This window comes from Xanthomonas sp. LF06-19 (assembly GCF_034105425.1).
In the GTDB taxonomy this organism is placed as follows: Bacteria; Pseudomonadota; Gammaproteobacteria; order Xanthomonadales; family Xanthomonadaceae; genus Xanthomonas_A; species Xanthomonas_A sontii.
Window position 1 is genome coordinate 495,174 of sequence record NZ_JAXGGH010000002.1, and the last position, 21,298, is coordinate 516,471.

A 21,298-nucleotide genomic window follows, 5' to 3' on the forward strand; every position below is an offset into this window, starting at 1 on the left:
GGCCGGCGCCCTTCCCGCAGGAAGCGGCGCCGGCCTGCGCGGCAGCGATCAGGCCTTCTTCTTGCGCGCGGCGATGTAGGCGCGGATCTGCTGCTGCAGCACCGGCAGCGGCACCGAGCCCTGCTGCAGCACCGCGTCGTGAAAGGACTTGATGTCGAAGTCCGCGCCGAGTTCGCGCTCGGCCTCGGCGCGCAGGTCGAGGATGGTCAGTTCGCCGAGCTTGTAGCTCAGCGCCTGGCCCGGCCAGGAGATGTAGCGGTCGACCTCGGTGGTGACCTCGTGCTCGCTGAGCGCGGTGCGCTCGCGCAGGTAGGCCTGCGCCTGCGCGCGGGTCCAGCCCTTGTGGTGGATACCGGTGTCGATCACCAGGCGGCAGGCGCGCCACATCTCGTAGCTGAGCCGGCCGAAGTCCTCGTAGGGCGTGGCGTAGATGCCCATCTCCTTGCCCAGCTTCTCGGTGTACAGCGCCCAGCCCTCGCCGTAGGCGGAGATGTAGTTCTCGCGGCGGAACGCCGGCTGCGCGCCCTGCTCCTCGGCCAGCGCGCCCTGCAGCGAATGGCCCGGCGAAGACTCGTGCAGGGTCAGCGCCGGCAGGTTGTACAGCGGCCGCGACGGCAGGTCGTAGGTGTTGAGCCAGTAGGTGCCGACGCCGCCACGGCCGGCGGTCCAGAACGGGGCGATGTCCGCCGGCACCGGCACGATGGTGAAGCGCCCGCGCGGCAGCGTGCCGATGAACTTGCCGACCTCCCCGTCCACGCGCTTGGCGATCCACGCGGCGCGATCGAGCAGTTCCTGCGGCGTCTTCACGTAGAACTGCGGATCGGTGCGCAGGAACTGCAGGAATGCCGGGAAGGTCTTCTGCCCGGCCGGCGCGTGAAAGCCGACCTGCTGGATGATCGCGTCCATCTCCTTCTGGATCCGCGCCACTTCGCGCAGGCCGAGCTGATGGATCTGCTCGGGGTCCATGTCCAGCGTGGTGTACTCGCGGATCTGCTGCCGGTAGTAGGCCTTGCCGTCGGGCAGGGCTTCGGCCGCCAGCGTGGTGCGCGCCTGCGGCATGTACTCCTGGCGATAGAAGGTCAGCAGCTGCGCGTAGGCCGGGATCACCTTGTCGCGCAGCGTCGCCTGCGCCTGCGCGCGCAGTTGCGCCTGCTCGGCGGCGGGAATCTGCGCCGGCATCTGCTTGAACGGCGTGTACAGCACCGCGGCGGTCGGATCCTTCAGTTCGGCCACGGTGGCGATGGCGCCATCGCGGCCGTCGAGCACCGCGCGCGGCACGCTGAAGCCGCGCTTGAGCCCGGCGCGCATGTTGTCGGTCTGCTGCGCGAAGTAGCGCGGCACGTCCTCCAGCCGCGCGATGTAGGCGCGGTACTCGTCGGGCGTGCGCAGCGTGCGCCGGGCCATGAACGCCAGGTCCGACCAGAACGCGCTGTCGGAGTTGAACGGCATTTCGTAGGCGCGCAGGCGCACCGACGCGGCCAGGTTCTCCACCTGCGGCCGGTAGATCGCCAGGTTGACCTGGTTCTCCGGCGAGAGCTGGGTGGCGTCGAGCGTGTCCAGTTGCCGCAGCACGTCGTCCCATACCTTCAGGCGCGCGGCCTGCGCGGCCGCGCCGACGTCGGGCAGATGGGTGTTGTCGCCGCTGCTGTCGCTGTCCTCGTCGGCCTGGCCGAGCTGCGCCTGGCGCCAGGCCCACTCCTTCTCGTAGATGGCCTGGAACCGCGCATCGGCGGCGCTGGCATTGGCCGTGGCCGGTGTTGCACTGGACGCTGTCGACGCCGGCGGTGCGGCCAGTGCGGGTGTGGCCACGGCGAACGCGATCAGCAGGGAAATGGCCAGCGGGGTCTTGGCGAGCATCGGCATGGGCGGCACACGGCGGGAACGGATCGCCGATGATCGCACCACCACCCTGCCTGGCGGGTGGGCCGGAAGTCCTGTGTGGGGCGATGCAGGGAACGGAAACGCACCTCGCAGCGGTTGTACCGGGCTGCAACTCAGGAACTGCATCGCTGGCTTAGCTATAGCTGTAGCTCTGGCTGGCTGCCGCTGCCGCTGCCGCTGCCGCTGCCGCTGCGCAGGATGGCGTCCCATTGTGGGAGGGACTTCAGTCCCGACGCGCGGTCGCTCCGCCTGCGACAGCATCCAGCAGCAACTGCAGCCATTGCAGCGGTCGCAGGCCTGCTGGTGCCGACATCGACCATGCGACCGCAATCCTCAACGTCGGTCTGCGCGGCATCACGCCGTCGCACCTGCACCCGAGCATGATGCCGCGCACGGCGCGGTAGCGGCCGGACACAGCCAAACCGCATCCCAGTACGGGTAGTCGCCGACGCGGCGCACCAGACCGGCGCGCAACGGGTCGGCGACGAGGTAGCGCGCGGCCGGCAGCAACTGCCGCGCGTCGCGCAGTGCACGATCATGAAACCCCTCCATCCACACGGCGCCGCCGCGGCCCCGCGCATGATTGGCCGCCCTGGCGGCGCGGCTATTGGCGTCGCGCATGACGGTTGGCAGAGCAGCACCGCGCTCGAGCATGACCAGCCCATGCCAGTGATCGGGCATCAATACCCAGCACAGAAGCTGCGCGCCGGCCCAGGTATCGGCATGGCCCAGGCAGGACGCGGCTGCCCACGCGCAGCGCCAGTCCTCGAACAGGCGCTGGCGCTGCCAGGTCACTGTGGTGACCAGATAGATGCGTCCGGTCTCGCTCCCGCGTCCTGCACGCAGCGCGCGGTAACCTCGGGGAATTCTGCTGTGCATGACGCCAGGGTTGCAGGGCGGATCATGCAGGACCATCGGGAATCGACCGGTACAGGCGTGGGGAAACTCACAGGCGTGGCGTCAGAAAGCCGGTGCTCGCTGCTGTGTGAAGCAGTGGGCGGCACTACCGAGACCTGGAAGATTCACGCGTCGGGACTGAAGTCCCTCCCGCAGTGGCGGGTCGCGATCGGAGGGTGTTACGCGCCGCCTGCGATCATGCGCCGCCTGCAATCGCGCGCAGCGGCACCGCACTCAATGCGAGGCGCGGTCGCGGTGCCAGCCGCGGTGCTTGATGTCCAGGTACAGGCTGTAGAAGGCGGTGAAGGCGGGGAACAGGTTCTGCAGCACACCCACCGAGTCCTGCTTGGCCGAGAACATGAAGTAGCTCAGCGTCATCAGGCTGCCGATCACGCTCATGTACCAGAACAGGCGCGGGATCACCGGCTTGCCGGCGCGCTTGGAGGCGACGAACTGCACTAGCCAGCGGCCGCCGAACATCAGCGCGCCGACGTAGCCGATCAGCTTCCAGCCGGTGACGTGCAGCCCGGTCCAGTACAGCGCCTGGATCGGTTCGTTGAGGAAATGCGCGTCCATCTCAGCGCTCCTGCACCGCAGTGCGGCGGCTGCGCGCGATCAGCCAGGCCACGCCGCGCAGATCGCGGATGCCGACCAGGGCGCGGTTGAGATTGTTGTACTTGGACACGCCGGAGGTGCGGTGGCGGTGATTGACCGGCACGCTCAGGGTCTGCCAGCCGGCGCGCTGCATCAGCGCCGGCAGGTAGCGGTGCATGTGGTCGAAGTACGGCAGGTCCAGGAATGCCTCGCGCTCGAACAGCTTGATGCCGCAGCCGGTGTCCGGGGTGTCGTCGCGCAGCATGCGTGCGCGGATCGCGTTGGCCCACTTCGACGCCCAGCGCTTGCTGCCCGAATCCTGCCGCGACACCCGCCAGCCGGCGAACAGCTTGACCAGCGGCTCGGCTGCCTGGCGCGCGGCCAGCAGCTTGGGGATGTCGGCCGGATCGTTCTGGCCGTCGCCGTCCAGGGTGGCGATCCACAGCCCGCGCGCGGCCTTGACGCCGTTGCGCACCGCGGTGCTCTGCCCGCTCTGGCTGACATGGTGCAGCACGCGCAGCTCCGGCGTGGACGCCTTCAGCCCTTCGAGCACCGCCAGGGTGTCGTCGCGCGAATGGTCGTCGACGTAGACGATCTCGAAATCGATCGTGCCGCGCAGCGCGGCGACGATCTCGGCGACCAGCGGCGGCACGTTGTCGCGCTCGTTGAACACCGGGACGACGACGGAGAGGGAAAGCTGGCTCATGGATTTGGCAAGGCTGGGCGCGGGGCGCGCGTGGGGGAAAAAGCGGCAGGCATTGTGCCGCGGACCGATGATCCGCGGATGAAGCGTCAGGCGGCGGCGCCGAAATACTCCCGGCACCAGGCCACCACCTGCGGCAGGCCGACCTCGATCGGGGTGCTCGGATCGAAGCCGAACGCGGCCTGGGCCCGCGCAGTATCGGCCATCGTCTCGATCATGTCGCCCGGCTGCATCGGCCGATACTGTTTTTCGGCGCTGCGCCCGGCGGCGTCCTCGATCACCGCGATGAAGCGCTCCAGTTCCACCGGGGTGTGATTGCCGAGGTTGAACACGCGATGCGGCACCGCCTCGCTGGAGGGGTGATCGAGCGCGCCGAGCACGCCGGCGACGATGTCGGCGACGAAGGTGAAGTCGCGGCGCATGCGGCCGTGGTTGAACACCTCGATCGGGCGCCCGGCCAGCACCGCGCGGCTGAACAGCAGCGGCGCCATGTCCGGACGGCCCCAGGGGCCGTACACGGTGAAGAAGCGCAGCCCGGTGGCGCGCAGGCCGTACAGCTGCGCATAGGTGTGCGCCATCAGCTCGTTGGCGGCCTTGGTCGCCGCGTACAGCGAGCGCGGCTGGTCGATGCGCTGATCCTCGGAGAACGGCGGCGTCGCCGAATCGCCGTACACCGAGCTGCTGGAGGCATAGACCAGATGCTCCACGCCGCGGTGCCGGCACAGCTCCAGCATGTTGACGAAGCCGACCAGGTTGCTGTCGACGTAGGCGTACGGGTTCTGCAGCGAATAGCGCACCCCGGCCTGCGCGGCCAGGTGCACCACGCGGGTCGGCTGCACCTCGTCGAACAGCGCGGCCAGGCCGTCGCGGTCGGTCAGGTCCAGGGTGCGGATATCCGCGTTCGCGCACAGCGCGGCGACGCGGTCGCGCTTGAGCTGCGGGTCGTAGTAGTCGTTGTAGTTGTCCAGGCCCACCACCAGTTGCCCGGCGGCGCGCAGCGCACGGACGGTGTGGGCACCGATGAAGCCGGCGGCGCCGGTGACGAGGATGGGCATGGCGAAAGTCCTGGAAAGCGTGGAACAGCGTGCGCGGTGTGTGGATCGGAACGGCAGGTCAGAACAGCCCGAAGCGCTTGCGGGCGACATTGGGCCGGGCGGGATCGATCACGTCCTGCAGGCCCTTGGCGTCGAAGCGGTCCATCAGCGCCTCGGCGCCCTTCTTCAGCTTGAGCGCCATTTCTTCCGGATACAGCGGCACCAGGGTCATGAACACGATGGTCTTGTCGGCATCGACGACCAGTTCCCCAAACGCCTCGGGCGTGCTCACCGGCGGCAGCACGATCGCCCCGTCGAAGCCGATGCCGGGCGCGTACGGTTCGGCCGGGTGACCGTTGGGCACGGTGTGGCCGAAGCCCAGCCAGGTGTCGTACTTGTGCGGCAGCCGCGCCAGGGTCTTGAGCAGGCGCAGCGGCCAGTAATGGCGCTCATCCTGGAAATCGTCCTGGGTGATCGGCCAGTCGGGCGGCAGGGTCAGCATCAGCTCCATGAAGCGCGGTGCCCCCACGCCCTCGGGCACGGCCATCGGCAGGTCGCTCATCCCCGAGGTGACCAGCCGCAGATACGGCACCTCGTCGGTGGCGGGCACCACATGCACATCCAGGTGCACGGTGTCGGAGATGATCTCGTGCAGCACGCCGGCGACCGGCCCCAGGTGACGTTCGATGTGCGCGCCGATCTGCTCCAGGCAGGACTCGCCGCTCGCCGGTGCGAACGGTTTTTCCTCGCGGTGGTGCAGGATCGGGCTGCCGCCCGGGCTGATCTGCGTGTCCTCGTTGCTCATGCAATGCTCCGGTTGCTGGCCAGCGCCGCGGCGCGCGGCCTCAGCGCAGGGTCAGCGGCGCGTCCTTGGCCAGCGCCGCCTTGCGCTCCTTGCTGAACTCCCACCACGGACGTGGCGTCTCGCCCTGCATGAAGCGCACGATTGACAGGAACACGTCGATCACGCAGTGGTCGTGCACCACCCCGGTGCGCAGGCACAGCTGTGCGTACATGTCGTAGGGATCGCGGCCCTGCAGGTGCGCCGGCACGCGGATGCCGATCAGGCGCAGGTCCTTCTCGCAGGCCGGCCCGACGTTGGGCAGGTCGGTCAGGCGCAGCAGGTGGTGACGGTCGACCTTGCTGGGATGCATGGCGGGGACGGTCCTGGCGGACGCGGGCGGCGGCGCTCAGGCCTGCCGCGGGCGCAGTTTCTCGAGCACGCCGTCCAGCGTGTCCAGGTCGGTGTAGTGGATCACCAGCTTGCCCTTGCCGCCGCGGCCATGGGCGATGGACACCTTGGTCCCCAGCGACTCGGACAGCTCGGTTTCCAGCGAGGCGATGTCGGCCTGCGGCGCGGTGCGCGCCGGCTTGGCCTTGCGGTTGCTCGGCACCTTGCCGGCGGCGAACTGCTGGGCGCGGTGCTCGACCTCGCGCACCGACCAGCCCTGGTCGGCGGCGTCGGAGGCCAGGCGGCTGGCCAGCTCCGGCGACAGCGTCAGCAGCGCGCGCGCATGGCCCATCTCCAGGCGCCGCGCTTCCAGCAGCGCGCGGATCGCCGGCGGCAGTTCCAGCAGGCGCAGCAGGTTGGACACCGACGCGCGCGAGCGGCCCACCGCCTCGGCGGCCTCGGCGTGGGTCAGCGAGAACTCGTCGATCAGCCGCTGCAGCGCCTGCGCCTCTTCCAGCGGATTGAGGTCCTCGCGCTGGATGTTCTCGATCAGCGCCATGGCGATGACGGTGCGATCGTCCAGCTCGCGCACCACCACCGGCACCTCGCTGAGGCCGGCCAGCTGCGAGGCGCGCCAGCGGCGTTCGCCGGCGACGATCTCGAAACTGCCCGGCGCCAGTTCGCGGGCGACGATCGGCTGGATCACGCCCTGCGCCTTGATCGACTCGGCCAGCTCCTGCAGCTTGGCCTCGTCCATCTCCTGGCGCGGCTGGTACTTGCCCGGCTGCAGCTGCCCGACCGGCAGGCGGCGCAGGCTCTCGCCCGGCTGCAGCTCGGCGGTCGGCGCCGGCGCGGTCGCGCCCTTCGGCCCCAGCAGCGCTTCCAGGCCACGGCCGAGGCCGCGCTTCTTCGCTCCGAGGGCGGGGGGCTTGGCGCTCATCAGATGGTCTCCATGGCCGGCATCGGCCGATTGCGTTCGTTGCGGCGGCGCACGATCTCGCCGGCCAGTCCCAGGTAGGCGACGCCGCCGCGTGAGGTACGGTCGTAGCCGACGATGCTCTGGCCATGGCTGGGCGCCTCGGCCAGGCGCACGTTGCGCGGCACGATGGTGCGGAACACCTTGTCGCCGAAGTGGTTGGTCAGTTCCGCCGACACCGCGTTGGCCAGGTTGTTGCGCACGTCGAACATGGTGCGCAGCACGCCTTCGATCTCCAGCGCCGGGTTCAGCTCGGCGCGCAGCGCCTCGATGGTCTCCAGCAGTGCGGTCAGCCCTTCCAGCGCGTAGTACTCGCACTGCATCGGCACGATCACCGAGTCGGCGGCGGTCAACGCGTTCAGGGTCAGCAGCGACAGCGCCGGCGGGCAGTCGATCAGGATGAAGTCGTAGGCCTCGCGCAGCGGCGCCAATGCGGTCTTCAGCCGCTGCTCGCGCGCCGGCTGGTCCATCAGCTGGATCTCGGCGGCGGTGAGATCGATATTGCCCGGCAGCAGGTCGAAGCCTTCCGGCGCGGTCACCCGGATCTGTTCGGCGCTGCTCTCGCCGAGCAGCACGTCGCAGGTGGAGGCGGCCAGCTCGCGCTTGTCGATGCCGCTGCCCATCGTCGCATTGCCCTGCGAGTCCAGGTCCACCAGCAGCACGCGCTGCGACTGCCGCGCCAGCGACGCGGCCAGGTTGACCGCGGTGGTGGTCTTGCCGACGCCGCCCTTCTGGTTGGCGATGGCGATGATGCGGGCCATGCGGGAGCCTCGTCGGCGATGGGGTGGGACCGGGCATTATGCGGTCACAGCCCCCCCTGGCGGAAATCGGGGCCGGCCGCGGCCGCCGCTCAACCGCGCTCGACCACCACCAGGTGGCGGTCGGCGCCCAGGCCGGGAACCTGCAGCGGGTGCACCGTCGGCGCCACCCAGCCCGGCGGCAGCGCGGCGATCTCCTCGTCCGGGCGCACGCCCTTCATCGCCAGCAGGCGCCCGCCCGGGCGCAGCAGGTGGCCGCCGACGGCGACGATGCCGGCCAGGGTGTCCAGCGCGCGCGCAGTCAGCAGGTCGTAGGCGCCGGCCTCGTCCAGCGCCTCGGCGCGCGACTCGGCCACGCGCGCGTTGTCCAGGCGCAGCTGGCGCACCGCCTCGCGCAGGAACCGCGCCTTCTTGCCGTTGCTTTCGACCAGGGTCACCCGCAGCTGCGGCCGCGCGATCGCCAGCGGAATGCCGGGCAGCCCAGGACCGGTGCCCAGGTCGGCCAGCGCGCCCTCCTGGGCGAACGGCTGCATCGCCAGCGAATCCAGCAGATGGCGGGTCACCATCTCGTGCGGGTCGCGGATCGCGGTCAGGTTGTAGGTGCGGTTCCAGCGCGTCAGCAGCGCCAGATAGGCCAGCAGCGGCGGCGCCAGCGCGGCCACGTCCAGGCCTTGCGCGTGCAGGCCCTGCTCAAGCGCGACGCGGACGGAATCGGGAAGAGAGGCATCGGTCATCGGCGGATTATCGCAGGTGCCGCCGCTGCCGCACTCTGGCCGAGGCATTTCCCGGAACGCATAGAGGATCAGCACCCGCCTGGGGCGGTCAGGCTCCCAACATCCGTGCGAGGCCAGGTACCGGGTAGTATTCGAACGCCTTGCCGACCCGTTGCTTGTAGAGCAGGCCCGCGGCGACCAGGGAATTCAGGTCGCCCAGCGCTGTTGGATAGGTGATCGTGTGCGCCGACCGATGTCCGGCCACGGTGTATGGCCGGTCAGGATCCTTCAGTGCATTGGCCAGCAAGGCGCGCTGCCTGTGATTCAGCACAGCGTCGCCCACATGCGCCTTGCGCAGCACGTGACGCGCAAGCCGATCTTCCTGCTGCTTCTTCGCGATATACGTGTGCAACGCCTGGATGGACTGCTCGATCGCTTCCAACTGCTGCGAGACGAAATAGCTCAGATCGGCGCCATCGCTCTCGGTGTAGAGATACGCCCGCATGTATTTCCCGGGCGACTTCTTCAATACGCTCGAAATCGACAGATATTCGGTCAACCAGTAACCGGAGTTCATCATGCTCCAGTAGAAGAGCGCCCTGGCCGTCCGTCCGTTCCCATCAACGAATGGATGGTCGTAGCCGATCTGGAAGTGAATTGCGATGGCGCGCACGACAGGATGGATGAAGGTTTCGCTCGCCGTGTCGTTCGCGAACGCGCAAAGCCGTCTCATCCTGTCCGCCACTTGGATTGCAGGCGGCGGGACATGCAGCAGCGTCGGCGGGGAACCTCGGTCGTAGATGACGACATTGTCTCCCACCGAACGATATCGACCAGAATATTCCGCGCTTTCCAGCGTCCCGTCCGTCAGGATGCTATGCAGCTCCAGCACCTCCTCGGGCGTGATTGGCCGCTTCCCCCTGTCGCGAATCATGTTCATCGCGAGGTAGTTGTTGTAGATCATTCGCTCCGACTGATCGCGCGGCAGTCTGCCAGTCGATAGCATCTCTTTTGCAACCGCGCGGGTGGTAGCGGCTCCCTCAAGCTGGGACGACGTCATGGCCTCCTCGATCAGCGAACGGATCAGAAATCTATTCTGCCCACCGCTGCTCTCCATTCCTTTGATCGCCCCAGCCGCCTCGCGATCAATGTAGTGAAGTCTGCGCTGCATCGAATCGGTAATGGAAACGACGAAGTTCTCGTCGTCTTTGTCCACCAGATCAAGTTCGCGTGCCAGCGCTTGACGGCTCCACTTGATGCCAGCCCACCATTCTTCTGTGGTGAGGCCGTCTGGCGCGACTCTATGCCTGAGTTTGTCCCAGTGTTCGTAGCTTCCAGCCACCTCGGGACCGATCTTCGACCTGAACACCCTCATCATGCGTTCAGGTTCATTAACAAGAAGACGCCAGCTGGCTGGGGGCGGCACAGGGAGCTTCATCGCGTTTTCCTATAAAAAACGTATATCTTTTTACATCAAATTACACCAAAGCACGACCTGCCCAGCCAACGAGGTCGACATCGGAATCACAGGGCTGCAACACGATCCAGAGGCATGGAACCTAGGGCAGCCCTGGCCACCAGGCCAGCGCCGCCCGGTAGCCGGGCGCGGCCTCCCATTCGTGCAGGTGCCAGGCCTCGGCCGTGCCCAGGCCCGGGTCGCACCAGACCAGGCGCAGCGCGCCGCCGGCGTCCTCGGCGAAGCGCAGCCGGTGCAGGCCGAAGGCGATGCCGTGACCATGCGCCTTGAGTAGCGCTTCCTTGGCGCACCACAGGCGGAAGAACAGCGCCTCGCGCGCCGGCACCGCCAGCGCGGCCAGCAGCGCGACCTCGTCCGGGTGGAAGAAGCGCTGCGCCAGTTCCAGCAGGCGCGGCCGTGGCCGCTGGCGCTCGATGTCCACCCCCAGCCGCGCGTGCGCGGCCACCGCCACCAGCAGGTAGTCGCCGCTGTGGCTCCAACCGGTGTCCACGTGCGCCAGCGGTGCATGCAGGCCGGGCCGGCCGCGGGCGTCGCGGCGCAGCGGCAATTGCGCCGCCGGCACCGCCAGTTCGCCGGCCAGCAGGCGCCGCGCCTGCGCCTCGCCGGAGGTCCGCGGCGGATGCGGGCGCAGCCACAGTGCCACCGGGCCGAGGCGCCAGTCCGGCGGCTCGGCGCCGTCGGCCACGGGCGGCGTCGGCGCGCTCACGCCGCGCCCACAAAGCGCAATGACCGCTGCGCGGCGGGGCCGACGCTATACGGCCGCTTCACGGCGGCGCTTCTTAAATGACGCGCACCCCACCGCTCCTGGTGCGGGCCGAACCGAGGAGTCTGACGCATGGGCATCATCATCTGGTTGATCGTCGGCGGCATCGTGGGCTGGCTGGCCAGCATCATCATGCGCCGTGACGCACAGCAGGGCATCATTCTGAACATCGTGGTCGGCATCGTCGGCGCGCTGATCGCCGGCTGGCTGTTCGGCGGCGGCATCAACCAGGCGATCACCCTGTGGACGTTCCTGTACTCGTTGATCGGCGCCATCATCCTGCTGGCGATCGTCAACCTGTTCACCCGCGGCCGCGCGCGCTGACACAGCGCCCTCGCCGCTTGCGCAAACGCCCGGTTCGCCGGGCGTTTTGCGTTTGCGGCCCCGCTCACGGCGCAGCGCGGTCGGCCGGATGGCGCACGCCGTCCTCGACCGGCACCGCAATGGCCAGCGCATACGGATCCACGCCCTCCAGGCAACCGACGTTGTAGCCGTACAGGCTGGGATCGGAGCGGCGCCGATGATGCGTGTAGATCCCGCAGGTGCCGCAGAAATAATGCTGCGCGGTATGCGTGTGGAACTGGTACAGGCGCAGCGCCTGCTCGCCCTGGCGGACATGCAGGGCCGCCAGCGGCACCGAGGCGACGATGGCGCCGCGGCGCCGGCACAGCGAGCAGTTGCAGCGGCGCGGGTCGACGATGCCCTGCGGCAGCTCCAGGTCGATCTGCACCGCACCGCAGTGGCAGCTGAGCCGGTGCAGCGGCGCGATCGCGGTATCGCCGACCTTGTCGATGCAGCGCCGCACGTGGCGCTCGCTCATGCCGCCGGCTCCAGCTCGACCCAGGCCGGCGCGTGATCGCTGGGGCGGTCCCAGCTGCGCGGTTCGCGGTCGATGCCGGCACCGCGGGTGCGCGCCTTCAGCGCCTCGGACACCAGGGTCAGGTCGATGCGCAGCCCCAGGTCGCGGCGGAAGCCGGCCTGGCGGTAGTCCCACCAACTGAAGATGCCGCCGTCAGCATGGTGCAGGCGGAAGCCGTCGTGCAGGCCCAGGCCGAGCAGCTTGTGCAGGGCGCCGCGCTCGGCGGTGGAAGTGAGGATGTGGTTGTCGCTCCACACCAGCGGGTCGTGCACGTCGCGCGCGTCCGGGGCGATGTTGAAGTCGCCCAGCACCACCAGCCGCGGATGCCGCTGCAGCTCGTCGGCCAGCCAGGCGTGCACCGCCTCCAGCCAGCGCAGCTTGTAGGCGTACTTGTCGGTGCCCACGTCCTGGCCGTTGACCACGTACAGATTGACGATGCGCAGGTCGCCGATGGTGGCGGCGATGGCGCGCTTCTGCTCGTCCTCCAGGCCCGGCACGCCGATCTGCACGTCGCCGATCGGCAGGCGCGACAGGATCGCCACGCCGTTGTAGGTCTTCTGCCCGGCGAACACGCTGCGGTAGCCGGCCTCGGCCAGCGCCGTGTCGGGAAACTTGTGGTCCTCCAGCTTGGTCTCCTGGATCCCGACCACGTCCGGCGCGAACGCGGCCAGCCACTGTTGCAGGTGCGGCAGGCGCACGTTGAGCGAGTTGACGTTCCAGCTGGCGATCTTCAAGGGAAATCCGGGACGGGGAAGCCGGCCGCTATTCTGACCGCAGCCGCCGCGGCGGCCAAACCGTGGGCACCAGGCCGTTCAGCGCCGCGCGCAGCACTGCGCGAACAGCGCCGGCGCCAGGCTCAGCGCCTGCTGGCGCTGCGCCTCGTTCAAGCCGTCGAGCAGTTCCTCGGCACCGAGCGCCTGTTCCGGCGGCGGGAACGGCCGCTCCGGCGCCTGCCGCGCGGCCAGTTGCCAGGCCGCGGCGTACGGCGGATCGGCCACCGCCAGCCAGGGCGCGCGCAGCAGTTGCGCCAAGGCGTCGATCGACGTGCGGTCGCCGTGCAGCGCGCGGTCTTCAAGTTGCGTCACCACGTCCTCGGCATCGCGCTCGTCGGCGGCCGACAGCGAAGCGCGTTGCCCTTCCGCGTCGACGCTGCCGGCGCGCGCGACCAACTGCGCCACGCGCTGCGCCAGCAACTGGCGTTGCGCATCGGCATCGCCGCGCGCGGCCGCACTGCGCAGCATCGCCTCGATCTGCGCGGCATCGAGCCCGGCAACGCCGCGGCAGGCCGCGAGACGTTGCCGTTCGGCCGCCCGGCGTGCCGCGACGGCCGCGGCGTCCTCGGCGTCTGCACCCGGCAGCACCACCGGGCGGGACGGCGGCGCTTGCGCGCGTTGCCGGCAATCCAGCGCCAACAGCGCGGTGGCGGTCAGACGCTGCGCCTCGCTGGTGCCGGCCGCCAGCGCCGCATCGGGCGGCGTGGTCGCGGACATCGCCAACGGCGACGGTGCTGCCGAGCGCGGTAGAGCCGTTGCCTGCACCTTGCTCGCGGCAACGGCGGGTGCGGCCGTCGGCGGCATCAGCTTCGCCGCGAGCGCGACCATTCCCACGACCACCGCGCCGGCGAACCAACACAGCGGGCACCGCATCGCCGCCATGCTCAGCGCGCCGCGGCCGTGTAGGCGGCGCGGTCGAACGCCATCGGCTGCGCCTGGCGCAGGCGCTGCATGGCGTCGGCCGCGGCCTGCTCGCGCAGTTGCAGATCGATCTGCCCGCGCACCGCGTCGAAGCGCGCCGCGGTCTTCGCATCGAGCCGGATCAGGTGGTAGCCGTCGGGGCCGCGCACCGGCGCGGAGACCTGCTCCACCGCGAGCTGGCGGATCGACGCGTCGAACGCGTCGGCCAGGTAGCGGCCGAAGGTCGGCGACAACTGCCCACCCTCGCCGGCGGTGGCGGTGTCGTCGGACTCGCGCATCGCCAGCGTGGCGAAATCGGCGCCGCCGTCGAGCTGGCGCTTGAGCGCTTCGGCGCGCTGCAGAGCCTGCGCCTCGGTCAGGGTATGCCCGCTGCGCGGCCCGCCCTGCGGATGCAGCGCGACGAACAGATGGCGCAGGTGGTATTCGGTGTAGTCGTCCGGATGCGCGGCGAACTGCCGGCGCAGCATCGCCTCGTCGATGTGCGCGTCGGCGCTGAGCCGTGCCTGCGCGGCCTCGGCCAGGATCGCGTCGGCGGCGCGGCGCAGGCGCGCGGCCACTACCGGATCGTCCTGCAGATGCTGTTGCCGCGCCTGGTCGAGCAGGATCGCGCGGTCGGCGAAACGGCGCACCACCGAGTCATCGTCGATGCCGGCATCGCCGCGCGTGGCGTCGCCGGCCAGGGCGTGGTACTCGCTGGCAGTGAACTGCTGCGCGCCGACGCGCAGTACCACCGGGTCGGCGGTGGCGGGCTCGGCGGCCGGCGCAGCCAGGGCGGCGAACGCGGCCAGCGCGCAGGTGGCCAAGGTGATGGAGCTGGCCACGGCGGATTTGGCGAAAGACAGGGACATGCGCTTCTCCAGGAGAGGGCGGCCCACGGCGCCGGAGCGCCGCGGCCGCGACACGGCGGCCGACCGCGGGGTCGGCCGCCAGGACGTGCAAGGACTCAGTCGTGCTTGCCGCGTGCCTTCAGGTACGCGATCGCCGCCTTCGGGTCGTCGGTGGTGATCAGGCTGAACGCCTCCTGGTTGACGATGAAGTTGAGATCGCCACGGTTGTCGGCGGTGTCGCGGCCGCCGGAGTAGGAGAAGTACAGGTCCGACAGCTGATAGCAGCAGGCGCCGCTGTTCTGGTAGAACTTCCCGGCCAGCGGGCTGTCCGGAATCGCCTGGAACACGCCCACGCGCACGCCGCGCTCGCGCACGCGGTCGGCCTGGCCCTGCAGCAAGCCACCGAGCTGCTTGACGTTGATCTCCATCGCCTCCTTGGTATCGCTCCAGGCCGATATGGCGTTGTCGACATTGATCTTGGTCAGCATGTTGGTGGTGAACACCGGAATGCCGACCATGCTGGTGGTGTCGGCGCGGAACGCCGAGCGGCTCGGGTACAGGGTGGCATTGACCTTGGCGGCGACGAAGTTGGACGCACCCACCGAGAACGCGGCGTCGGCGGCGCGCGACACCGCACGCACCGAGGCGGCGTCCTTGATGTCGAACACGATGGGCGTCTTCAGGCCATGCGCCTTGAAGTAGGAGAACAGCTCATCCACGCGCGGCACGTGGTAGCCGGTGGTGGTGCGACGGTCGGGGGTCAGCAGGAACAGGCCGCTGACCACCGACCACGGGGTCACGGTGATCGACGGGTTGTAGCCCTGGTTGCTCATCGGGTCGTACTTGGTTTCGCCGGCACGGCTGGTCCACACGTTGGTGGTGCGACCGAGGTTCCAGTCGTGCAGCACCACCGGCACGCCGTCGCTGGTCATCTTGATGTCCAGTTCCACGCCGTCCATGCACTGGTCGTTGGCCAGCTGCAGCGCACCGCGCGAGTTTTCCGGCATGTCGGGGAAGTTGCCGTACTTGCCCCACAGACCGCGGTGGGCCAGCACGACGGTGTCGCCGCTGCTGTCGCCGAACAGGATGTTGCTCATCTTGGTGCCGACGGTGTCGTTGCAGTTGGCCATGGCCAGCTGCGGCACGACGGCCAGCACCGTCAGGGCGGCGAGCACGCGACAGGCGCGCGCCAGGGGCGAGGGAACGAATGCGATCTTCATTGGGCTGCGTCCGGTTCTGAAGGAAAGGGGGAGACACGGGGGACGAGCGCCGGTCAGGTCGACGCATGGCGGCATCTCGTGTGTTGCGCTCCGCACGGACGTCTCGCGCAGGAGCCTGAGCCGCCGTGATCGGCGGCGGCGTCGGGCGAGAACCTAATAACTTACTGTGAATTATTTATTTCCGGGGTGCGACCCCGCGTTGGACTGTGGACTGCGCCGCGATTTGCTGCAGTCTGAGTCGCACTGCTTCCCGGTGACGGGGCTGCGGACACGGCCCAGGGGTGGATCGCGCGTGCGAGGCCACGGGGCGTAGCGCCGCATCGGAAGCTTCGCCGATCGCGGCCGAGGCAGGCCTTGCAGGAGCGGCTTCAGCCGCGACGCTCTACCGGTAATGCTTCTTCGCGGCTCAAGCCGCGCCTGCACGCAGGTGCCCTATCGCCACCCCATGCACCCGCATCTGGACGTCGGCTACGCCCCGCTCACCGCACCAGGAACGAGAGCATGCGCGCGATCCGCGCGTACGGCGGCTTCAGCAGGTCGCTGCCGGCGCGGCGCGACTGCCACAGGATCGGCAGCGCCTTGCTGAAGGCGTCGAAGCCGGCGCGGCCATGGTAGGCGCCCATGCCGCTGGGGCCGATGCCGCCGAACGGCAGCGCGTTGGCGGCGAAATGCAGCAGGCTGTCGTTGACGGTGACGCCGCCGGCGATGGTGGCATGCAGGATCGTCTCGATCCGCGCGCGGTCATGGCTGAAGGGATACAGCGCCAGCGGCCGGTCGCGGCTGTTGATCTCGGCGATGGCCGCGTCCAGGGAGCGGTAGCTGCGCACCGGCAGGATCGGGCCGAAGATCTCCTCCTGCATCAGCAGCGCGTCGTCGCCCGGCTGCAGTACCAGCGTGGGCACGATCAGCCGTTCGCGCTCGGCACGCTCGCGCGCCACCGTGGCCAGTTCGATGACCTCCAGGCCGCGCGCGTGGGCATCGTCCAGGTAGCCGCGCAGGCGCCGGTACTGACCCTCGTTGACGATGCGGGTGTAATCCTCGGCGCTGGCGAAATCGCCGTAGCGCGCCAGCACCTGCGCACGCAGCGCCTGCACCAGCGCCGCCTCGCGGCCGGCGTCGATCAGCACGTAGTCCGGGGCGATGCAGGTCTGCCCGGCGTTGAACCACTTGCCGGTGGCCAGGCGCGCGGCGGCCTGTTCCAGCGGGTAGTCGGCGCAGACGATGGCCGGCGACTTGCCGCCCAGTTCCAGGGTCAGCGGGGTCAGATTGGGGGCGGCGGCAGCCATCACCTTGCGCCCGACCGCGGTGGAACCGGTGAACACCAGGTGATCCAGCGGCAGCGCGGCGAAGGCGGACGCCACCTCGGCACCGCCCAGCGCCACCGCCACCCGCTGCGGCGGGAACACCTCGGCCAGCAGCGACTGCAGGAACTGCGCGCTGCGCGGGGTGTGTTCGGAGGGTTTCAGGTAGACGTGGTTGCCGGCGGCGATCGCGGTGGCCAGCGGGATCAGCGCCAGGTTGACCGGGTAGTTCCACGGCGCGATCACCCCGACCACGCCGACCGGCACCGGCCGCACTTCCGCACGCGCCGGCCACAGCCGCCAGCCGGCGCCGACCCGCTGCGGGCGCATCCAGCGCTTCAGATGACGCAGCAGATGATCGATCTCGCCAAGCACGGTCATGCCGTCGGCGATCAGCGATTCGTGGCGCGAGCGGTGGCCGAAATCGGCGGCGATGGCATCGGCCATCTCCGGCAACCGCAGCTTCAGCACCGCGCGCAGCCGCAGCAGGTCCTCGCGGCGCTGCGCCCGCTCCGGCTTGGCCGACTGCCAGGCCGCGCGCAGGCGCTGCAGGGTGACTGGCAAGGCGGCCAGTGGCGTGTCGGTGGAAGCGGCGTCGGCGGCGAGGGTCGGCATGGGCGCACTATACGATGGCGGTCGCGGCTGCCGTGCGCCACGTCGGGGGTCGGCGGCATGCGACCGAGACCCCGGGTCTGACGGTGGCTCGCGTCGGGACTGAAGTCCCTCCCACAAGAGAGCAGCAGCGACCGGGCGAGATGATGCGGCATCCCGTCTCGGGACCGGCAACCCCCACCCTTCCGGGGTCGGGACTGAAGTCCCTCCCACGAGGGGCGCGCCGGCATCGCCGCGAACTGAAGTTTCCACCTGTGGGAGGGACTTCAGTCCCGACCCGATGGCACCAGGCACGCGAGCAGATGTGCTACAGCGCCGCCGGCTCTTCCAGCAACCATGCCTGCAACTGCGCCAGCGAGGCGACCTGGTGGTGCGGCACGATGCCCTCCGGCGCGGCGGCGCCGCGCGCATTGAACCAACAGGTGTGCAGGCCTGCGGCCAGGCCGCCGGCGATGTCCGCCTGCGGATTGTCGCCGACCATCAGCACCTGCGCCGGCGGTGGGTCGCCGAGTTGCGCCAGCGCGTGCGCGAAGATCCCCGGGTGCGGCTTGGCCACGCCCACCACCTCGGAAATGGCGATGACTTCGAAGCGGTCGTGCAGCCCGGTACGCTGCAGGCGCGCGTTCTGCAGCGCGCCGAAGCCGTTGGTGACCAGGCCCAGGCGCGCGCGCCCACGCAAGGCGTCGAGCAGATCCACCGCTCCGTCCAGCGGCGCACACAGCTCGGCCATCGCCGCCAGGAACGCCGTGTTCAAGGTCTCCGGCGCGGTCTGCAGGCGCTGCGCCCAGTCGGCGAAACGGCGCTGCTGCAATTGCAGCGCGGTGATCGCGCCGTTCTGGTACTGCACCCACAGCGGCCGGTTGCAGGCGGTGTATTCGGCGTAATCCGCCTCGCCGAACTGCACGCCGTAGCCGGCGAACATCCGCTGCAGGCCGGCGAAGGCATCGAAGTGGAACAACGTGTCGTCGGCGTCGAACAGGATCCAGCGGTAGCGCATGCGGCGAGATGATGCAGCGGCGGGCGGCCATGGTAGCGCCGCGACGGCCTCCCGCGCACGGACGGCGGCGCAGCGCTGCGCCGCCGTCCGCTGCCTTCATCCGCCCGTCCGCGCCAGGTCCTCGACCAGCAACTCGTAGGCATCGGCCGTGTTGCGCTTGAGGGTATAGGACAGCGCCCGGACCTGCCGCTCGCCGTAGGCATGGTCGTCGGTGCCCCGCACTGCCGTCCAGTGCGACGCCTCGTGCACCAGGGTTCCCGCCTGCTCCACCGCATCCAGGGTGAAGTACGCCGCGCACAGGTAGATCCGCTGCGGATTGTTCGGCCAGACGTATGCGATCGTGTTCTTGGCCTCGTGTTCGTCGAACTCGAACGCGGCCTTACGGTCCAGACGCTGCAGCGCCGCGACAATCTGTCGGTAGTCCCGACGGTAGCCGTCCAGATGCGCGGCCGTGCCGCGGCTGTCGAAGTGCTTGCCGACCAACCTGGCGAGCGCCTGGTCCGACAATCCGAGGACCTGGTTGCAGAGGGCCAAGGCGTTTGTGAGCGCCTGATCGGCGACCTGGAATTCCTGCTGGTTCAATGCGCGTGTCATCGTCTTGCCTCGTCATCGGCCACATGGCCGTGACGCCAGCGTGCGGCGGCGTGCGCAAGCCAACACTCGGTCGGCACCCTAGATCGGCAGATGCAGAAGCTGATGCGATCAGCGCCCGGGCCAACGCAGGACGCCGGCACGAGGCCGGCGTCCTGGTCGATGGCAGCCGTGTCGATGGCTCAGTGCCCCGACCCGCGCGAGGCGCCCAGCCCGGTCTCGGCGCGGATCTGCTGCGCCTTGAACGCGGCGCGTTCCTTGCCGGCCTGCGCGCTGCGGTCCAGCACCGAGAACAGCCAGATGCCGACGAAGCCGATGGTGACCGAGAACAGCGCCGGCGAGGTGTACGGAAACGGCGCCGAACCGGTCGGGTTGCCCAGCGTATCCACCCACACCGACGGCGACAGCACCGTCAGCACCAGCGAGGAGATCAGGCCCAGGAAACCGCCGATCACCGCACCGCGGGTGGTGCAGTTCTTCCACAGCAACGACAGGATCAGCACCGGGAAGTTGGCCGAGGCGGCGATGGCGAAGGCCAGCGACACCATGAAGGCCACGTTCTGCTTCTCGAACACGATGCCCAGCAGCACCGCGATCACGCCCAGTGCAATGGTGGTGACGCGCGACACCTTCAGCTCCGAGCCCGGGCCGGGATTGCCCTTCTTGATCACCGTGGCGTACAGGTCGTGGGACACCGCCGAGGCGCCGGACAGGGTCAGGCCGGCGACCACCGCCAGGATGGTGGCGAAGGCCACCGCGGAGATGAAGCCCATGAACACGTTGCCGCCCACCGCGTTGCCGACCAGCACCGCCGCCATGTTGGCCGCGCCCTTGCCGCCGTGGATGGTGCCGGTGGCGACGTCGGCGAACTGCGGGTTGGTCAACACCAGGGCGATGGCGCCGAAGCCGATGATGAAGATCAGGATGTAGAAGTAGCCGATCCAGGTGGTGGCCCACAGCACCGACTTGCGTGCCTGCTTCGCATCGGGGACGGTGAAGAAGCGCATCAGGATGTGCGGCAGACCGGCGGTGCCGAACATCAGCGCCATGCCGAAGGAGATCGCCGAGATCGGATCCTTGACGAAGCCGCCCGGGCCCATGATCGACAGGCCGGCAGTGGCCGCCTCTTCCGGCGAGGCGCCGCCGTTGGCCGCCACCGCGGTCTTCACCCGCACGCCCTCGGCGAACAGCGCCTCGAAGCTGAAGTTGAAGTGCCACATGATCGCCACGGCCATGAAGGTCACGCCGGTCAGCAGCAGCACTGCCTTGATGATCTGCACCCAGGTGGTGGCGGTCATGCCGCCGAACAGCACGTAGACCATCATCAGCACGCCGACCAGGCTCACCGCCACCCAGTAGTCCAGGCCGAACAGCAGCTTGATCAGCGCGCCGGCGCCGACCATCTGCGCGATCAGGTAGAACAGCACCACCACCAGCGTGCCGGAGGCGGCGAAGCTGCGGATCGCGGTCGGCGCGAAGCGGTAGCCGGCCACGTCGGCGAAGGTGTACTTGCCGAGGTTGCGCAGGCGCTCGGCCATCAGGAAGGTCAGGATCGGCCAGCCGACCAGAAAGCCGATGGCGTAGATCAGGCCGTCGTAGCCGTTGGTCATCACCGCCGCGGTGATGCCCAGGAACGAGGCCGCCGACATGTAGTCGCCGGCGATCGCCAGGCCGTTCTGGAAGCCGGTGATGCCGCCGCCGGCGGTGTAGAAGTCCGACGCCGAGCGGGTCTTCTTCGCCGCCCACTTGGTGATCCACAGCGTGCCGGCGACGAAGAAGGCGAACATCCCGATCGCCACCCAGTTGGTCGGCTGCTTGTCGGTCTGGCCGACATCGCCGCCGGCGGCCAGGGCCGCGCCGGCCGGCAGCAGCGCGGCCAGCAGCAGCAGAAGGAAGCGCAGGTGCTTGCTCATTGGCGGGCGTCCTCGAGGATGTCGGCGGTCAGCTGGTCGTACACGGTGTTGGCGCGACGCACGTAGATCGCGGTGATGGCGATGGTGAAGACCATCACCCCGATCGCGATCGGGATGCCGATGGTGGTGACGCCGCTGCCCATCGGCTGGGCCAGGAAGGCCTTGTCGAAGGCGATCAGTCCGATGAAGCCGAAATAGGCCAGCAACATCAGGATGGTCAGCGTCCAGCCCAGCGCGTTGCGCTGGCGCTTGAGCGCGTGGTACTTCGGATTGGCGTCGATCCTGGCGATCAGCGCGTCGTTGGAGAGGCTCATGAG

Annotated in this window: 23 protein-coding genes; 1 reads left to right on the forward strand and 22 read right to left on the reverse strand. The window is 69.3% G+C overall.

Translation table 11 applies throughout. The features are described 5' to 3' along the window. Positions 1 to 48 precede the first annotated feature (48 nt). The 12 genes from SLW55_RS06185 to SLW55_RS06240 form a co-directional block, all read right to left on the reverse strand. On the reverse strand, positions 49 to 1,863 hold the full coding sequence (locus SLW55_RS06185; protein WP_267121586.1) for a DUF885 family protein: 1,815 nt from the start codon (positions 1,861 to 1,863) through the stop codon (positions 49 to 51). 372 nt (positions 1,864 to 2,235) lie between these two features. After that, positions 2,236 to 2,796: a transposase gene (locus tag SLW55_RS06190; protein WP_267121587.1), complete on the reverse strand. Its 561-nt coding sequence runs from the start codon at positions 2,794 to 2,796 to the stop codon at positions 2,236 to 2,238. 216 nt (positions 2,797 to 3,012) lie between these two features. Further along, positions 3,013 to 3,354: a lipid-A-disaccharide synthase N-terminal domain-containing protein gene (locus tag SLW55_RS06195; protein WP_017908747.1), complete on the reverse strand. Its 342-nt coding sequence runs from the start codon at positions 3,352 to 3,354 to the stop codon at positions 3,013 to 3,015. Position 3,355: 1 nt separating this feature from the next. Then, on the reverse strand, positions 3,356 to 4,078 hold the full coding sequence (locus SLW55_RS06200) for a glycosyltransferase family 2 protein (RefSeq protein ID WP_010342743.1): 723 nt from the start codon (positions 4,076 to 4,078) through the stop codon (positions 3,356 to 3,358). A gap of 86 nt (positions 4,079 to 4,164) precedes the next feature. Next, positions 4,165 to 5,130 (reverse strand): NAD-dependent epimerase/dehydratase family protein, encoded by a 966-nt coding sequence (locus tag SLW55_RS06205; RefSeq protein ID WP_267098858.1) that lies wholly within the window; start codon positions 5,128 to 5,130, stop codon positions 4,165 to 4,167. A 58-nt stretch (positions 5,131 to 5,188) separates the two neighbouring features. Continuing rightward, positions 5,189 to 5,914 (reverse strand): suppressor of fused domain protein, encoded by a 726-nt coding sequence (locus SLW55_RS06210; protein ID WP_267098859.1) that lies wholly within the window; start codon positions 5,912 to 5,914, stop codon positions 5,189 to 5,191. Between the two features lie 40 nt (positions 5,915 to 5,954). Further along, positions 5,955 to 6,263, reverse strand: coding sequence for a helix-hairpin-helix domain-containing protein (locus tag SLW55_RS06215; RefSeq protein ID WP_017908743.1), 309 nt, complete (start codon positions 6,261 to 6,263; stop codon positions 5,955 to 5,957). A 36-nt stretch (positions 6,264 to 6,299) separates the two neighbouring features. Continuing rightward, a complete protein-coding gene (locus SLW55_RS06220) occupies positions 6,300 to 7,220 on the reverse strand; it encodes a ParB/RepB/Spo0J family partition protein (RefSeq protein ID WP_267098860.1) in 921 nt (306 codons plus the stop codon). Beyond that, positions 7,220 to 8,017 (reverse strand): AAA family ATPase, encoded by a 798-nt coding sequence (locus SLW55_RS06225; RefSeq protein ID WP_017913880.1) that lies wholly within the window; start codon positions 8,015 to 8,017, stop codon positions 7,220 to 7,222. The genes SLW55_RS06220 and SLW55_RS06225 overlap by 1 nt, the downstream gene beginning before the upstream one ends. An 89-nt stretch (positions 8,018 to 8,106) precedes the next feature. Further along, positions 8,107 to 8,748: a 16S rRNA (guanine(527)-N(7))-methyltransferase RsmG gene (rsmG, locus tag SLW55_RS06230; protein ID WP_267084010.1), complete on the reverse strand. Its 642-nt coding sequence runs from the start codon at positions 8,746 to 8,748 to the stop codon at positions 8,107 to 8,109. An 88-nt stretch (positions 8,749 to 8,836) separates the two neighbouring features. Beyond that, positions 8,837 to 10,165, reverse strand: a complete 1,329-nt coding sequence (locus SLW55_RS06235; protein ID WP_267084011.1) for a Fic family protein — start codon at positions 10,163 to 10,165, stop codon at positions 8,837 to 8,839. A gap of 121 nt (positions 10,166 to 10,286) precedes the next feature. Next, the gene (locus SLW55_RS06240) at positions 10,287 to 10,910 is read right to left on the reverse strand and encodes a 4'-phosphopantetheinyl transferase superfamily protein (RefSeq protein WP_267098861.1); all 624 of its coding nucleotides are present in this window, start codon (positions 10,908 to 10,910) and stop codon (positions 10,287 to 10,289) included. Between the two features lie 129 nt (positions 10,911 to 11,039). Between SLW55_RS06240 and SLW55_RS06245 the strand changes: the two genes are divergently transcribed. Then, positions 11,040 to 11,291: a GlsB/YeaQ/YmgE family stress response membrane protein gene (locus tag SLW55_RS06245; protein WP_017908994.1), complete on the forward strand. Its 252-nt coding sequence runs from the start codon at positions 11,040 to 11,042 to the stop codon at positions 11,289 to 11,291. A 64-nt stretch (positions 11,292 to 11,355) separates the two neighbouring features. Here the strand turns inward: SLW55_RS06245 and SLW55_RS06250 are convergent, their stop codons facing one another. From SLW55_RS06250 to SLW55_RS06295, 10 genes are all read right to left on the reverse strand, one after another. Next, positions 11,356 to 11,787, reverse strand: coding sequence for a GFA family protein (locus SLW55_RS06250; protein WP_017911661.1), 432 nt, complete (start codon positions 11,785 to 11,787; stop codon positions 11,356 to 11,358). Further along, a complete protein-coding gene (gene xth, locus SLW55_RS06255; RefSeq protein WP_017915013.1) occupies positions 11,784 to 12,560 on the reverse strand; it encodes an exodeoxyribonuclease III in 777 nt (258 codons plus the stop codon). Before xth ends, SLW55_RS06250 begins: the two co-directional genes overlap by 4 nt. A 78-nt stretch (positions 12,561 to 12,638) precedes the next feature. After that, on the reverse strand, positions 12,639 to 13,316 hold the full coding sequence (locus tag SLW55_RS06260; protein WP_267098862.1) for a hypothetical protein: 678 nt from the start codon (positions 13,314 to 13,316) through the stop codon (positions 12,639 to 12,641). A 167-nt stretch (positions 13,317 to 13,483) separates the two neighbouring features. Continuing rightward, the gene (locus tag SLW55_RS06265) at positions 13,484 to 14,368 is read right to left on the reverse strand and encodes a peptidyl-prolyl cis-trans isomerase (RefSeq protein WP_267098863.1); all 885 of its coding nucleotides are present in this window, start codon (positions 14,366 to 14,368) and stop codon (positions 13,484 to 13,486) included. 95 nt (positions 14,369 to 14,463) lie between these two features. Continuing rightward, a complete protein-coding gene (locus tag SLW55_RS06270; protein ID WP_295935992.1) occupies positions 14,464 to 15,567 on the reverse strand; it encodes a glycerophosphodiester phosphodiesterase family protein in 1,104 nt (367 codons plus the stop codon). Positions 15,568 to 16,046: 479 nt separating this feature from the next. Beyond that, positions 16,047 to 17,483 (reverse strand): coniferyl aldehyde dehydrogenase, encoded by a 1,437-nt coding sequence (locus SLW55_RS06275; protein WP_320744826.1) that lies wholly within the window; start codon positions 17,481 to 17,483, stop codon positions 16,047 to 16,049. Between the two features lie 304 nt (positions 17,484 to 17,787). Continuing rightward, positions 17,788 to 18,477, reverse strand: a complete 690-nt coding sequence (gene yjjG / locus SLW55_RS06280; RefSeq protein WP_152236948.1) for a pyrimidine 5'-nucleotidase — start codon at positions 18,475 to 18,477, stop codon at positions 17,788 to 17,790. Positions 18,478 to 18,573: 96 nt separating this feature from the next. Further along, the gene (locus SLW55_RS06285; RefSeq protein WP_267116728.1) at positions 18,574 to 19,071 is read right to left on the reverse strand and encodes a M35 family metallopeptidase; all 498 of its coding nucleotides are present in this window, start codon (positions 19,069 to 19,071) and stop codon (positions 18,574 to 18,576) included. 179 nt (positions 19,072 to 19,250) lie between these two features. Further along, positions 19,251 to 20,981, reverse strand: coding sequence for a cation acetate symporter (locus tag SLW55_RS06290; RefSeq protein ID WP_267126521.1), 1,731 nt, complete (start codon positions 20,979 to 20,981; stop codon positions 19,251 to 19,253). After that, a complete protein-coding gene (locus SLW55_RS06295; protein WP_267126522.1) occupies positions 20,978 to 21,295 on the reverse strand; it encodes a DUF485 domain-containing protein in 318 nt (105 codons plus the stop codon). Before SLW55_RS06295 ends, SLW55_RS06290 begins: the two co-directional genes overlap by 4 nt. Between the last annotated feature and the right edge of the window lie 3 nt (positions 21,296 to 21,298).

Excerpts from the sequence above, each read along its gene's own strand:
- SLW55_RS06185 (WP_267121586.1), bottom strand. The coding sequence starts at position 1,863 with ATGCCGATGCTCGCCAAGACCCCGCTGGCCATTTCCCTGCTGATCGCG.
- SLW55_RS06190 (WP_267121587.1), bottom strand. The coding sequence starts at position 2,796 with ATGGTCCTGCATGATCCGCCCTGCAACCCTGGCGTCATGCACAGCAGA.
- SLW55_RS06195 (WP_017908747.1), bottom strand. The coding sequence starts at position 3,354 with ATGGACGCGCATTTCCTCAACGAACCGATCCAGGCGCTGTACTGGACC.
- SLW55_RS06200 (WP_010342743.1), bottom strand. The coding sequence starts at position 4,078 with ATGAGCCAGCTTTCCCTCTCCGTCGTCGTCCCGGTGTTCAACGAGCGC.
- SLW55_RS06205 (WP_267098858.1), bottom strand. The coding sequence starts at position 5,130 with ATGCCCATCCTCGTCACCGGCGCCGCCGGCTTCATCGGTGCCCACACC.
- SLW55_RS06210 (WP_267098859.1), bottom strand. The coding sequence starts at position 5,914 with ATGAGCAACGAGGACACGCAGATCAGCCCGGGCGGCAGCCCGATCCTG.
- SLW55_RS06215 (WP_017908743.1), bottom strand. The coding sequence starts at position 6,263 with ATGCATCCCAGCAAGGTCGACCGTCACCACCTGCTGCGCCTGACCGAC.
- SLW55_RS06220 (WP_267098860.1), bottom strand. The coding sequence starts at position 7,220 with ATGAGCGCCAAGCCCCCCGCCCTCGGAGCGAAGAAGCGCGGCCTCGGC.
- SLW55_RS06225 (WP_017913880.1), bottom strand. The coding sequence starts at position 8,017 with ATGGCCCGCATCATCGCCATCGCCAACCAGAAGGGCGGCGTCGGCAAG.
- rsmG (WP_267084010.1), bottom strand. The coding sequence starts at position 8,748 with ATGACCGATGCCTCTCTTCCCGATTCCGTCCGCGTCGCGCTTGAGCAG.
- SLW55_RS06235 (WP_267084011.1), bottom strand. The coding sequence starts at position 10,165 with ATGAAGCTCCCTGTGCCGCCCCCAGCCAGCTGGCGTCTTCTTGTTAAT.
- SLW55_RS06245 (WP_017908994.1), top strand. The coding sequence starts at position 11,040 with ATGGGCATCATCATCTGGTTGATCGTCGGCGGCATCGTGGGCTGGCTG.
- SLW55_RS06250 (WP_017911661.1), bottom strand. The coding sequence starts at position 11,787 with ATGAGCGAGCGCCACGTGCGGCGCTGCATCGACAAGGTCGGCGATACC.
- SLW55_RS06260 (WP_267098862.1), bottom strand. The coding sequence starts at position 13,316 with ATGTCCGCGACCACGCCGCCCGATGCGGCGCTGGCGGCCGGCACCAGC.
- SLW55_RS06265 (WP_267098863.1), bottom strand. The coding sequence starts at position 14,368 with ATGTCCCTGTCTTTCGCCAAATCCGCCGTGGCCAGCTCCATCACCTTG.
- SLW55_RS06270 (WP_295935992.1), bottom strand. The coding sequence starts at position 15,567 with ATGAAGATCGCATTCGTTCCCTCGCCCCTGGCGCGCGCCTGTCGCGTG.
- SLW55_RS06275 (WP_320744826.1), bottom strand. The coding sequence starts at position 17,483 with ATGCCGACCCTCGCCGCCGACGCCGCTTCCACCGACACGCCACTGGCC.
- yjjG (WP_152236948.1), bottom strand. The coding sequence starts at position 18,477 with ATGCGCTACCGCTGGATCCTGTTCGACGCCGACGACACGTTGTTCCAC.
- SLW55_RS06285 (WP_267116728.1), bottom strand. The coding sequence starts at position 19,071 with ATGACACGCGCATTGAACCAGCAGGAATTCCAGGTCGCCGATCAGGCG.
- SLW55_RS06290 (WP_267126521.1), bottom strand. The coding sequence starts at position 20,981 with ATGAGCAAGCACCTGCGCTTCCTTCTGCTGCTGCTGGCCGCGCTGCTG.
- SLW55_RS06295 (WP_267126522.1), bottom strand. The coding sequence starts at position 21,295 with ATGAGCCTCTCCAACGACGCGCTGATCGCCAGGATCGACGCCAATCCG.